The sequence below is a fragment of the Streptomyces sp. WM6372 genome (assembly GCF_001279655.1).
Classification (GTDB): Bacteria; Actinomycetota; Actinomycetes; order Streptomycetales; family Streptomycetaceae; genus Streptomyces.
This window is the reverse complement of record NZ_LGDB01000219.1, coordinates 1-12,920: the sequence shown is the minus strand read 5'-3', so window position 1 is coordinate 12,920 and position 12,920 is coordinate 1. Positions and strand designations below refer to the sequence as shown.

At 73.1% G+C, this 12,920-nt stretch carries 8 protein-coding genes; all 8 read right to left on the bottom strand.

Translation table 11 applies throughout. From position 1 onward, the window contains the following. Positions 1-68 precede the first annotated feature (68 nt). Positions 69-1,226, bottom strand: coding sequence for a flavodoxin-dependent (E)-4-hydroxy-3-methylbut-2-enyl-diphosphate synthase (ispG, locus tag ADK52_RS30985; RefSeq protein WP_053693180.1), 1,158 nt, complete (start codon positions 1,224-1,226; stop codon positions 69-71). Positions 1,227-1,411: 185 nt separating this feature from the next. Further along, a complete protein-coding gene (locus ADK52_RS30980) occupies positions 1,412-2,713 on the bottom strand; it encodes a M50 family metallopeptidase (RefSeq protein ID WP_053693179.1) in 1,302 nt (433 codons plus the stop codon). Beyond that, the gene (gene dxr, locus ADK52_RS30975) at positions 2,710-3,972 is read right to left on the bottom strand and encodes a 1-deoxy-D-xylulose-5-phosphate reductoisomerase (RefSeq protein WP_199828581.1); all 1,263 of its coding nucleotides are present in this window, start codon (positions 3,970-3,972) and stop codon (positions 2,710-2,712) included. Before dxr ends, ADK52_RS30980 begins: the two co-directional genes overlap by 4 nt. 12 nt (positions 3,973-3,984) lie before the next feature. Beyond that, positions 3,985-5,355, bottom strand: a complete 1,371-nt coding sequence (locus tag ADK52_RS30970; protein WP_053693177.1) for a hypothetical protein — start codon at positions 5,353-5,355, stop codon at positions 3,985-3,987. An 89-nt stretch (positions 5,356-5,444) separates the two neighbouring features. After that, a complete protein-coding gene (locus ADK52_RS30965; protein WP_053693176.1) occupies positions 5,445-7,388 on the bottom strand; it encodes an acyl-CoA dehydrogenase family protein in 1,944 nt (647 codons plus the stop codon). 153 nt (positions 7,389-7,541) lie between these two features. After that, positions 7,542-8,987: an aldehyde dehydrogenase family protein gene (locus ADK52_RS30960; protein WP_053693175.1), complete on the bottom strand. Its 1,446-nt coding sequence runs from the start codon at positions 8,985-8,987 to the stop codon at positions 7,542-7,544. 190 nt (positions 8,988-9,177) lie between these two features. Continuing rightward, entirely contained in the window at positions 9,178-10,758 is a 1,581-nt protein-coding gene (locus ADK52_RS30955) for a PucR family transcriptional regulator (RefSeq protein WP_053693174.1), read from the bottom strand. A 128-nt stretch (positions 10,759-10,886) separates the two neighbouring features. Then, positions 10,887-12,920, bottom strand: a 2,034-nt coding sequence (locus tag ADK52_RS30950; protein WP_053693173.1) for a hypothetical protein, incomplete at its 5' end; no start/stop codon positions are given.

Here is a 12,920-nt window from a genome sequence, read left to right as displayed (position 1 = left end):
TGCGGGAACGGGGCCGGGGCCGATGCGTGCGGGGTGCCGGGCGCGGGGCCCGGACGACGCCGGTGTGCTCAGACGCCGATGGCGACGGTGGGCTCGCCGGAGGCGATGCCGTCCTTCTCCATCTGCTCGGCGATCTTCATCGCCTCTTCGATGAGGGTCTCCACGATCTTCGACTCGGGGACGGTCTTGATGACCTCGCCCTTCACGAAGATCTGGCCCTTGCCGTTGCCGGAGGCGACGCCGAGGTCGGCCTCGCGGGCCTCGCCCGGGCCGTTCACGACGCAGCCCATGACCGCGACGCGCAGCGGGACCTCCATGCCCGTGAGGCCCGCCGTGACCTCCTCGGCCAGCTTGTAGACGTCCACCTGGGCGCGGCCGCAGGACGGGCAGGAGACGATCTCCAGGCGGCGCGGCTTGAGGTTCAGGGACTCCAGGATCTGGATGCCGACCTTGATCTCCTCGACCGGCGGGGCCGAGAGGGAGACGCGGATCGTGTCGCCGATGCCCTCGGAGAGCAGTGCGCCGAAGGCGACGGCGGACTTGATGGTGCCCTGGAAGGCCGGGCCGGCCTCGGTGACGCCGAGGTGCAGCGGGTACTCGCACTGGGCGGCGAGCTGGCGGTAGGCGTTGACCATGACGACCGGGTCGTTGTGCTTGACCGAGATCTTGATGTCGCTGAAGCCGTGCTCCTCGAAGAGGGAGGCCTCCCACAGCGCGGACTCGACCAGCGCCTCGGGGGTGGCCTTGCCGTACTTCTTCAGCAGTCGCGCGTCGAGGGAGCCGGCGTTGACGCCGATCCGGATCGGGGTGCCCGCGTCCTTGGCGGCCCGCGCGATCTCCTTGACCTTGTCGTCGAACTGCTTGATGTTGCCCGGGTTCACGCGGACGGCGGCGCAGCCGGCGTCGATCGCGGCGAACACGTACTTGGGCTGGAAGTGGATGTCGGCGATGACCGGGATCTGCGACTTCTTCGCGATCACGGCGAGCGCGTCGGCGTCGTCCTGCGTCGGGCAGGCCACGCGCACGATGTCGCAGCCGGAGGCGGTGAGCTCTGCGATCTGCTGGAGCGTCGCGCCGATGTCGGAGGTCCTGGTGGTCGTCATCGACTGCACCGAGATCTGTGAGTCGCCGCCGACGGCCACCGAGCCGACCTGGATCTTGCGGCTGACCCTGCGGTCGGCAAGCTTCGTCGGCACGGCCGGCATTCCGAGAGAGATGGCAGTCATCTGCTGTGCAACCCCAAGGTGTGGATCAAGGTCCCGAGATCGGCGGGCTCCAGGCTTCGAGATTACGCCAACCACGGGGCCGCCCACGCATCCGAGGGTCTGGAACACCCGAACGTAGGGAGCCGGGCACGATGCGTGCCCGGCTCCCTTGCGGCTCCTGTACGCCTCGCACAGGTGCGGACGTACTAGGTGATCTTGATCGGGTTCACCACGTCGGCGACGAGCACGAGCAGCGTGAAGCAGACGAACACGCCGGCCACCACGTACGCGGCGGGCATCAGCTTCGCCACGTCGAACGGGCCGGGGTCGGGGCGCCGGAACACGCGCGCCACGGTGCGCCGGACCGACTCCCACAGGGCGCCCGCGATGTGCCCGCCGTCCAGCGGGAGCAGCGGGAGCATGTTGAACAGGAACAGCGAGAGGTTGAAGAACCCGACGAGCTGGAGGAAGAACACCAGCCGCTGCTCGGCCGGGATGTCCAGGGTGGCGATCTCGCCGCTGATCCGGGCCGCGCCGACGATGCCCATCGGGGAGTCGGGCTCGCGCTCGGCTCCGCTGAAGGCCGCGTTCCACAGCGCCGGGATCTTGGCGGGCAGCTTGAGCAGCCCCTGGACGCTGTTGTCGACGACCTCGCCCATGTGGTCCACGGACTGGCCGAAGGAGAGCGGGGCGATCTCGCTCTTCGGGCTGAAGCCGAGCCAGCCGGCGGTCACGTACTGGCCCTTGACGTACCCGCCGTGGCCGTCCGTCTTGGCGACCTTGTTCTCGATCAGCTTGACGGGGAGGGTCTGCTGCTGCCCGCCGCGCACGACCGTGACGGTGGCGGGACCGACGGTGTCGCGGATCTGCTTCTGCAGGGCGGCCCAGTCGGCCACCTTGCGGCCGTTGAACGCCACGATCCGGTCGCCCGCCTGGAGCCCGGCGGCCTTGGCCGGGGCGACCGGGTCGCCGGTCTTGCAGACCTCGCGCTTCTCGCTCTGCTGGATGACGCACGGGGAGACGGTCGCGACCTGCGTGGTCGTCTGGTTGATGCCGAAGCTCATCCAGACGCCGAAGAAGATCGCCAGCGCCAGCACCAGGTTCATGAACGGGCCCGCGAACATCACGATCACGCGCTTCCACGGCCTGCGCGTGTAGAACAGCCGCGTCTCGTCGCCGGGCTGGAGCTCCTCGTACGCCGCCGAACGGGCGTCCTCGATCATCGAGCGGAACGGAGAGGTCGACCGGGCGGTCACCTTGCCGTCCTCGCCGGGCGGGAACATCCCGATCATGCGGATGTAGCCGCCCATCGGGATGGCCTTGATCCCGTACTCGGTCTCGCCCTTGTGCCGCGACCAGATGGTCGGGCCGAAACCGACCATGTACTGGGGCACGCGGATGCCGAAGAGCTTGGCCGTGGACAGGTGGCCGAGCTCGTGCCACGCGATGGAGACGAGCAGCCCGAATACGAAGATGAGTATTCCGAGCACCGTCATGAGTGCTGTCATGCGCGCGCCTCCACGGCGGCCCGCGCCGCCATCTCCTGTGCCCGGGCCCTGGCCCAGGTCTCCGCTTCGAGGACGTCCGCGACGGTCAGGGAAGTTCCCGCGTCCGGCGTCCTGTGCTCATCGACCACGGCAGAGACCGTATCCATGATTGCTGTGAAGGGCAGCCGACCGGCCAGGAACGCCTCCACGCACTCCTCGTTCGCCGCATTGAACACGGCCGGGGCGGTGGAGCCAACCGTGCCCACGTGCCGGGCGAGGCCGACCGAGGGGAAGGCCTCGGTGTCGAGGGGGAAGAACTCCCAGGTCGACGCCTTGGTCCAGTCGAAGGCGGGGGCCGCGTCCGGGACCCGCTCGGGCCAGCCGAGGCCGATCGCGATGGGTCCGCGCATGTCCGGCGGGGTGGCCTGGGCCAGCGTGGAGCCGTCCGAGAACTCCACCATCGAGTGGACGTAGGACTGCGGATGGACCACGACCTCGATGCGGTCGAAGGGGATGTCGTAGAGCAGGTGCGCCTCGATGACCTCCAGCCCCTTGTTGACCAGGGTCGCCGAGTTGATGGTGATCACCGGGCCCATGGCCCAGGTGGGGTGCGCGAGGGCGTCCTCGACGGTGACCGAGGCCAGCTCGGCGCGGGTACGTCCGCGGAAGGGCCCGCCGGAGGCGGTGACCACCAGCTTGCGCACATCGGCCCGGGTGCCGGCGGCGAGAGCCTGGAACAGGGCCGCGTGCTCGGAGTCGACCGGGATGATCTGGCCGGGCTTCGCGAGGGCCTTGACCAGCGGGCCGCCGACGATCAGCGACTCCTTGTTGGCCAGGGCCAGGGTCCGCCCGGCGCGCAGCGCGGCGAGCGTGGGCGCGAGGCCGATGGAGCCGGTGATGCCGTTGAGGACGGTGTGGCACTCGGAGGCGGCGAGCTCGGTCGCCGCGTCGGGCCCGGCCAGGATCTCGGGCAGCGGCTCCGAAGCGCCGTACTGGGCGTTCAGGGCCTCCTTCAGGGTCGGTACGACGTCTTCGCGGGCGACGGCCACGGTGTTCACCCGCAGCTGCCGGGCCTGCTCGGCCAGCAGCCCGACGCGCCCGCCGGCGGCGGACAGCGCGGTCACCCGGAACCGGTCCGGGTTGCGCAGGGCGAGGTCGATGGCCTGGGTCCCGATGGACCCGGTGGATCCGAGGATGACGATGTCCCGCCGGCCGGCCGCGGGGTCGAAGAGGAGGTGCGGATCGGCGAGGGGGGCTGGGCGGTCGCTCATGCCCCCCATTGTTGCCGCAACTCAGGGGCGCGTGGACACGGAGTCCCCGTCGGTGACCCGCAGGAGCAGGTGCGGGAGCGTTCCGGCGAAGTCGGGGAGGGTACGGGCCACCCGCCACCAGGCGTCCGGGTCCTCGCGGAGGGCGAGGGCGAACAGCCGGTCCGCCTCGGCGCGGGCGGCGAGCACGGCCTCCGGGCGGTCGTGCCGGTCGGGGTGGTCCACGTCGCCGAGCCAGTGGTCCTCGTCCAGGGCCCAGCAGGCGGGGAGCTTGTGCCGGACCACGTCGGCGCCGGTGAGCAGCCCCCGGTCCAGGCAGTCCCGTACCCAGCGGATGTCCTCCTGGACGGTCTCCATGGGGACGGCGAGGCTGGCCAGGGCGAGCTCCCGCTCCACTCCCCCGGTCACCGGCTCGGCGGCCGTCGGGGCCAGGTGGCGCACGGCCCGCGCGAGGGCCGCCCCGTCGTGCTCCACGGGGCCGGCCGGAGCGGCCGGTGTGGCCGGTGCGGCCGCACTCTGCGGCCCGGGCAGGCTCCCCGCGACCACGGAGGCCACCAGGTCCGGCAGCGGCCCGGCGAAGCCGGGGGCGTGCCGCAGCAGTTCGGACCACAGCCGGGGGTCGTCCCCCAGCGGGTTCAGCGCCCGGGTGACGGCCGTCCGCATCCCGGCCTGCTCGGGCAGGGTCCAGCGCAGGCCCGGTCCGGGCGGGAGATGGCCGAGGAGCAGCGTGTGGCGGGCGGGGGCCACGCAGGCGACGAGCTCCTCGTGGGTGAGCCGGCCCATCCGGACGGCGCGTACGGCGGGCCGGTGCCAGGAGTGCCCGTCCCGGACGGCGGCCGGGGTGGCGAGCAGCGCGCCGACGGTGTCGTCGGGCAGTTCCGCGACGAGCAGCAGCGCCTCCACGGCGCCGGCCGGCAGCGGCTGCCGCTCGTGCGCGGCGGCCGCCTCGCGCGGGTCGAGCACGTACGGGAGCCGCAGGACGTCGAGGGCGACGCGGGGCCTGCGTATGCCGTGCCGGCGCAGCAGGCCGATGAGCTCCTCGGTGGTGAGGGCGCCGTCGGCGGGGTCCCGGCCGAGCTCGGCCGCCAGTACGGGCAGCAGTTCGGGCGGGGTCCGGCGGCGGGCGTACCGGGCCGGGCCGGGCAGCCCCGGCAGGGGCCGCCCGACGACGCGGGGGTTGCGGGCGATGAAGTGGCGGTCCGCCTCGCTGCCGTGGCGCAGGAGCAGGGTGACGGCCGAGGCGGGCAGCCACTCGTCACGGCACAGGTACTTGCGGGTCGGCCAGTCGAGCCGGCCGAGGAGGTCGAGGGCGATGTGGTCCGGTGCGTGGCGCAGGACGTGCGCCACGCACCATGCCAGCCGCCGGCTGTTGCGGTCTTCCACGGCCGTCGACATCGCTGCCCGCCTTGCCCTCGTGCCGGTAGGCGTAGGCGTACGCCTGCCCGTACCCGTACATCAGTGCGCCTGAGATCGATCCTCTCAGGTCAGCGGATGGGACGGTGCACGTTTTTGTGAGTCGAGGGGCCGGGAGTGGCGTCCGCGATCCAGGGGCCGTCGCCGGACGGGTCGAGCACTCCCTCCTCCAGCCAGGTGTAGGTACCGGACAGGACGCCCGCGACGACCTTGCGGTCCAGGTCGTCGGTGTTGGACCAGAGCCGGCCGAAGAGCTCCTCGACGCGGATCCGGGACTGCTGGCAGAAGGCGTCGGCCAGCTGGTAGGCCTCGCGGCCGTGCTCCCCGGAGGCCCGCAGGTGCTCGGCGCGCACGCAGGCCGCGCTCATCGCGAAGAGCTCGGCGCCGATGTCGACGATCCGGCCGAGGAAGCCCTGCTTGGTCTCCATCCGGCCCTGCCAGCGGGACATGGCGTAGAAGGTGGAGCGGGCGAGTTTGCGGGCGCTGCGCTCGACGTAGCGCAGGTGGGTGGAGAGGTCGGGGTGGCCGCCCGGGTGGAACGCCCGGTACGCGCCGGGGACCTGGCCGGGGCCGGTGGCGAGCTTGGGCAGCCAGCGGGCGTAGAACCCGGCGGCGCGGGCTCCGGCCTTGGCCTTGTCGCCGAGCGCCTTCTCGGGGTCGATGAGGTCGCCGGCGACCGACAGGTGGGCGTCGACGGCCTCGCGGGCGATCAGCAGGTGCATGATCTCGGTGGAGCCCTCGAAGATCCGGTTGATGCGCAGGTCGCGCAGCATCTGCTCGGCGGGGACGGCGCGCTCGCCGCGGGCGGCCAGCGATTCGGCGGTCTCGAAGCCGCGCCCGCCGCGGATCTGGACGAGCTCGTCGGCCATCAGGCAGGCCATCTCGCTGCCGTAGAGCTTGGCGAGGGCGGCCTCGATGCGGATGTCGTTGCGGTCCTCGTCGGCCATCTGGGAGGCGAGGTCGACGACGGCTTCGAGGGCGAAGGTGGTGGCGGCGATGAAGGAGATCTTGGCGCCGACCGCCTCGTGCCGGGCGACCGGTCGGCCCCACTGCTCGCGGACGGCGGACCATTCGCGGGCGATCTTCAGACACCATTTCCCGGCGCCGACGCACATGGCGGGCAGGGACAGCCGGCCGGTGTTCAGCGTGGTCAGGGCGATCTTCAGCCCGGCGCCCTCGGCGCCGATGCGCTGCGCGGCGGGCACCCGGACCCGGTGGAAGCGGGTGACGCCGTTCTCCAGACCGCGCAGGCCCATGAAGGCGTTGCGGTGCTCGACGGTGATCCCGGGGGAGTCTGCCTCGACGACGAAGGCGGTGATCCCGCCACGGTGGTTCTCCGACTTCGGCACCCGGGCCATCACCACCAGCAGGTCCGCGACGACCCCGTTGGTGGTCCAGAGCTTCACCCCGTCGAGGACGTACGCGTCGTCGCCGTCGGGCACGGCGGTGGTGGCCAGGCGCGCCGGGTCGGAGCCGACGTCCGGCTCGGTGAGCAGGAAGGCGCTGATGGCGGTGGTCGCGCAGCGCGGCAGGAAGGTTTCCTTCTGCTCCTGCGTGCCGAACATCTTCAGCGGCTGCGGGACGCCGATCGACTGGTGCGCGGAGAGCAGGGCCCCGATGGCGGGGCTGACGGAGCCGACCAGGGCCAGCGCCTTGTTGTAGTACACCTGGGTGAGGCCCAGGCCCCCGTACTTGGGGTCGATCTTCATGCCGAGGGCGCCGAGCTCCTTGAGCCCGCGCACGGTCTCGTCGGGGATCCGCGCCTCGCGCTCGATGCGCGGTCCGTCGATCTCGGTCTCGCAGAACGCCCTCAGCCGGGCCAGGAAGGCCTCGCCGCGCCGGACGTCCTCGTCCGCGGGCATCGGGTGCGGGTGGATCAGGTCGAGCCGGAAGTGCCCCAGGAACAGTTCCTTGGCGAAGCTGGGCTTGCGCCAGTCCTGTTCCCGGGCCGCTTCCGCGACCTGCCGTGCCTCGCGCTCGGTCACCTTGGGCTGTGCGGGCTGTGTTGCGGACATGAGCGGGCTCACCTCGCCGCAGGAGTCGGTGGTACCGGCCTACTGGCCGGTGCTACCTGTGAGTCGTACCCAATCCGGGCCCGCGGGAAAAGGGGGACGGCCGGAGCCCCCGCACAGTAGGCTCCGGCCGTCGGCTTTTTGGCCGTACGAGAATCAGATGTCGAGGCCGGTCAGGACCAGGACTCGCTCGTACGTGTAGTCGTCCATCGCGTAGCGGACACCCTCGCGGCCGACACCCGACTGCTTCACTCCGCCGTACGGCATCTGGTCGGCACGGTAGGACGGCGCGTCGCCGACGATCACACCGCCGACCTCGAGCTCGCGGTGGGCGCGGAACGCGGTCTGGATGTTCCGGGTGAAGACGCCGGTCTGCAGGCCGAACTTCGAGTCGTTGACGGCGGCGAAGGCCTCGTCGGTGTTCTCGACCTTCGTCAGCGTCAGCACCGGCCCGAAGACCTCCTCGACGGCGAGGGTGGTGTCGGCGGGCAGGTCGGCGATGACGGTCGGCTCGTACGAGGCACCCTCGCGCTTGCCGCCGGTGAGCAGCTTGGCTCCGGCGGAGACGGCCTCGTCGACCCAGGACTCGACGCGCTGGGCGGCGTCCTCGGAGACGAGGGGGCCCACGTCGGTGGCGGAGTCGGACGGGTCGCCGGTGACCTGGGCCTGGACCTTCGCGACGACCTTCTCGACGAGGCGGTCGTAGACGGAGGCGTCGGCGATCACGCGCTGCACGGAGATGCAGGACTGGCCGGCCTGGTAGTTCGAGAAGGTCGCGATGCGGGTCGCGGCCCAGTCGAGGTCGGCCTCGGAGGACCAGTCGTCCAGGACCACGGCGGCGGCGTTGCCGCCGAGCTCCAGGGTGCAGTGCTTGTGGGGCACCGACTGCTGGATGGCGTAGCCGACCTTGTCGGAGCCGGTGAAGGAGATGACGGGCAGGCGCTCGTCCTTCACCAGGGCCGGCATCTTGTCGTTGGCGACCGGCAGGACGGACCAGGAACCGGCCGGCAGGTCGGTCTCGGCGAGCAGCTCGCCCAGGATCAGACCGGACAGCGGTGTGGCCGGGGCCGGCTTCAGGATGATCGGCGCGCCGACGGCGATGGCGGGGGCCACCTTGTGGGCGCACAGGTTCAGCGGGAAGTTGAACGGCGCGATGCCGAGGACCGGGCCCTTGACGAAGCGGCGGGTCAGGGCGAGACGGCCGACGCCGCCGGCGTCGGTGTCCAGGCGCTGGGCCTCTCCGCCGTTGAAGCGGCGGGCCTCTTCGGCGGCGAAACGGAACACGGACACCGCACGGCCGACCTCACCGCGGGCCCACTTGATGGGCTTGCCGTTCTCGGCGGAGATCAGCTGGGCGATCTCCTCGGTGCGCTCGGTGAGCCGCTTGGACACGTGGTCCAGGGCGGCGGCACGGACGTGGGCGGGAGTCGCGGAGAATTCGGCCGTCACGGCGTGCGCCGCGGCCACGGCCTCTTCGACCTGGGCGTCGGTGGGCACGCTGACGGTGCCGACGAGCCGGTTGTCCCACGGGGAGTGGACGTCGAAGCTGTCCTCGCCGGTGGCCTGGCGGCCGGCGAGCCAGAAGGCGTGGGTGGAAGTCATGCGAATCCCGGCCCTTCGAGTGTGTGCGGGGTCCTTGTCCCCTCCACCGTAGGACTCCGTCCGGGTTTCGGCGTTTAGCCGGGGTGGAGCATGACGGGCGCCCGCCGCGCCGCTTTGTCAGTGTCGCCCGCGCGACGCCGCCGCCCGGACCCGCGCGGCGCGGCGCGGCGGCGACCCCGCACCACCCGCGCTATGCGGCGGGCGAGGTGGCCTTGAGGGCGAGCCACAGCTCCATGCGCACGTCCGGGTCGTCCAGGGAACGGCCGAGGATCTCCTCGACCCGCCGCATCCGGTAGCGCAGCGTATGCCGGTGCACGCCCAGATCGGCCGCCGCCGCGTCCCACTGCCCGTGCCGCGAGAGCCACGCCTGCAGCGACGCCACCAGGTCGCCGCGCCCCTTCTCGTCGTGCTCGCGCAGCGCCCGCAGCGTGCCGTCCGCGAAGGCCCGTACGGCGTCGTCCGCCAGCAGCGGCAGCACCGACCCCGCCGCCAGGTCCTCGTGCTCCACCATCGTCCGGCCCCGCCGCCGGGCCACCGCCAGCGCCTGGTCCGCCTGTTTGAACGCCGCCGCCACCCCCGAGGGCACCGCGGCGGCGGAGAGCCCGACCACCAGCTCGTCCGGCTCCGGACCGGTCGCATCCCGCCCGCGCCGCGACTCCAGCGCCTCCGCGTGCTCCGCGGCGGCCTGCACCGCCGCGCCCCCGTCGGCCGCCAGCACCACCAGCCGCCCCGGCTCCGGCACCACCAGCAGGGCCTCCCCCGCCCGGGCGGCCGCCGACTCCACCGCGTCGGCCAGCAGCGCCAGCCCTTCCGGCTGCGCGGTCCCCGGCAGCGCCGGCTCCGCCACGATCAGCCGGAACGGCGCCTCCAGCAGCGCCCCGTACAGGTCCCCGGCCACCGCCCGGGCGTGTTCGGCCTCCCCGTCCAGCAGCATCCGCAGCACCGCCGCCCCCAGCCGGGACTCGGCGTCGTGCAGGGACCTCGACCGCTCGGTGGTCAGGGTCAGCAGGGCCACCGCCGAGTGCACGGCGTACCGCTCGGCCGTGCCCAGCGGGGCCCCCGTGCCGACGGCCAGCGCGCCTCGGGCCCGCCGGCCCGTCCCGAGGGACTGGAGCTCGACGCGGTCCTCCGACCCGCCGACCACGGCGCTCGCGGGCGCCGGCCGCTCCCGCAGCCGCTCCACGTCGGGGGTCAGCCGGGCGGCCCGCCGCGCGGCCCACTCCGGGGCGGCCGCGACCACCGCGCCCGAGGTGTCGTACAGGGCGGCCCAGCCGTGCACGTGCGCCGCCAGCCTCGCCAGCAGCTCGGCGGGCCCGTCGGCGGAGAGCGCGGCCCGGGTCAGCTCCCGCTGTGCCTCGAAGCCGGCGGTCACCGCGCGGTACTGGTCCGCCGCCAGCGCCGCCGAGACGGCTTTGCTGATCGCGAGGAACGGGGTCCTGCGCGGTACCTCCAGCAGCGGCAGGTCCTCGGCGCGCGCGGCTTCGACCAGGGCCTCGGGGATCGCGTCGTAGTTCACGCCGACGGCGAAGCCGATGCCGACGACCCCCGCCGCGGCGAGGCGGCGTACGTACCGGCGCATCTCCTGCGGATCCTCCGCGTCCAGCTTCATCGCGGTGATCAGGAGCAGCTCGCCGCCCTCCATATAGGGGACGGGATCGGCGAGCTCGCTGACGTGGGCCCAGCGCACGGGGGTGTCGAGGCGGCCCTCCCCCGCCCGGACGCTGAGCTTGAGCGCCGAGTGCTGGACGAGTGAGGCGAGCGTGAGCGGCATCGGGTACCAGGGGCCTTATGAGGAGAGAGGGGGTACGGCGGAGGGGGAAGGCGCGCGGCGGGAATTTCGCAATTTCGCCTTGTCGTATGAACGACTCCCCTCGATTCTGCCACCTCGTACGGGTCGGCTCAGCCCGTGGCGGCCAGCCGCACCAGCAGCGGGGCCGCCCGTTCCCCCTGGACCGAGGTCAGCGAGAGCACCGCGTACCCGGGTGGTACGGCGTGCGCCAGCTCGGAGGCCGACCACCGCTCCCGCTCCACCTGCCGTACGGTCACCGCGTCCGTGGTCACGGCCTTGCCGGTGACCAGCTTGCGGAAGGCGTGGATGGCCCGGGTCAGCGGCTGGTCGGCGAAGACCGTCCGGTGGGTGACGTCGCGCGTCTCCACCCACGCGGTGCCCCAGGCCTCGGCGAAGCGCTTGCCGTCCCAGGTGGTGACCCCGGAGAAGGCCATCCGGCAGCCGACCGCCCCCAGCAGCGGGGTGCGCAGCGCCTCCGGTACGTCGTCCAGGGTGCGCAGCGTGAGCAGGACGCCCGCGTTCGCCGAGCGGAGCCGTTGCAGGCCGCGCACGGTCTGTGGGGTCAGGGTGTGCGAGGCGTCGTCGAAGGCGAGGAACGCGAACAGGGAGCGGTCGGCGCGGGCCGCGGCGCTGGCGTTGAACTGTGCGAGCAGCAGCCGGGCCAGGATCCGGGAGGCGTCGGCGTGGCCGCGCTCGGGCAGGTCGATGCGGACGCGCAGCGGGTGCTCCAGGGCGCGCAGCGAGAAGGGCCTGCCCTGCCCGGTGGTGTCGAAGAAGCCGGCGAACGCGGGCCGGTCGAGCAGGGCCACCCGGTCGGCGAGGGCCGGTCCCGGGTCGCCGTGGGCCCCGTACTGCCGTTCCCGCGCGTCGAGTTCGCGGAGCATCACGTGCTGTCCGGCGTCTTCGAGGGCGGTGCGCAGCCCGCCGAGGGCGGCCGGGAGCCGGTCGAGCAGTTCGCGCAGTTCGGGCACGGCCGGGAAGCGGCCGTACGCGGTGCGGAACGGGCCGAGCAGCTGGGCGAGGGCCGTCGCGGCCCGGCGTACCTCCATGCCGGGGACGTCGCCGACGAAGGCCTCGGCGAGCAGGGTGGCCGCCTCGTCGGCGTCGGTGGTGCCGCCGTAGAGGTCGAGGTCGTAGACGGATTCGGGATCGCCCACGCGGACCACGACGTCGTACGCGGTGTCCGGCCCGAGCTGGGTGCCGGCCGAGGCGACGGCGATGACGGCGGCCTGCCCGGCCAGCGCCTGGAGGGCGAGCGATTCGACGACGGGCCGCACCAGCTGCCGTGTCTTGCCCGCTCCGGAGGGACCGACGGCGAGCAGCGAGGTGCCGAGCACGGCGGGGTCGAGGGCGAGGCGGGTGCCGCGGCGGCCGTACGGGTTGCGCGCGCTGTCGTCGACCGTGCCGAGCAGCACCTGCCGGGCCAGCAGATCGTGCCGGGCGGCGCGGACGGGCAGGTCCCGGGCCCCGGAGGGGTGGATGCAGGCGCCCGCGCCCTTGTCGCGGACGGAGTCGGCGAAGGCCACGGCCCGGGAGGGGTCGGCCCGTACGGACTCCCAGGCGCGCCGGATCCGCGCGTAGTCCACGTCGTTCATGCGGCCGGCCCCGACCTCGGCGCCGAGCCGGTCGGCGATCTCCCCGAGTCCGGCCCCGCGCAGCTGCGGCCAGCCGGCGGGATCGTCGGGGCCGCCCTCCTCGGGTCGGGCCGGTACGGCGGCCTGCACGGCCTGGACGGCCCGGCTGCCGAGCATCCGGCGGGCCAGTTCGGGCCAGCGGCCGAGCCGGCCGAAGCCGACGGTCAGGGCGATGGCGACCAGGGCGTACCAGATGTACGCGGCCACCACCGAGGGCAGCGTCCCGGCCCAGGAGTCGGGCGTGAACATGTAGAGCGGCCAGAGCCAGAAGCCGCCCAGGTAGCCGTTCCACAGCAGGGACCACAGCAGCAGCCCGGCCAGCAAGGCGATCAGCGCACCGCTGATCAGCTGCCGGGTCGGGGTCCGCTCGGGCTCCTCGGCGGCGCGCGGCACGTGACCGTACGTCCACACGCCGGGCCCGTCGGAGCTGCGCGGGGTGCGCAGCCAGTCGGCGAGGGACGGGCCGGGGCCGGCGGGGGCGTGGGCGGGCTTCGGCGGGAGGCCGGGAGG

Bases quoted from the DNA above. Each gene is read 5' to 3' on its own strand.
- ispG (WP_053693180.1), bottom strand. From the start codon at position 1,226: ATGACTGCCATCTCTCTCGGAATGCCGGCCGTGCCGACGAAGCTTGCC.
- ADK52_RS30980 (WP_053693179.1), bottom strand. From the start codon at position 2,713: ATGACAGCACTCATGACGGTGCTCGGAATACTCATCTTCGTATTCGGG.
- dxr (WP_199828581.1), bottom strand. From the start codon at position 3,972: ATGGGGGGCATGAGCGACCGCCCAGCCCCCCTCGCCGATCCGCACCTC.
- ADK52_RS30970 (WP_053693177.1), bottom strand. From the start codon at position 5,355: ATGTCGACGGCCGTGGAAGACCGCAACAGCCGGCGGCTGGCATGGTGC.
- ADK52_RS30965 (WP_053693176.1), bottom strand. From the start codon at position 7,388: ATGTCCGCAACACAGCCCGCACAGCCCAAGGTGACCGAGCGCGAGGCA.
- ADK52_RS30960 (WP_053693175.1), bottom strand. From the start codon at position 8,987: ATGACTTCCACCCACGCCTTCTGGCTCGCCGGCCGCCAGGCCACCGGC.
- ADK52_RS30955 (WP_053693174.1), bottom strand. From the start codon at position 10,758: ATGCCGCTCACGCTCGCCTCACTCGTCCAGCACTCGGCGCTCAAGCTC.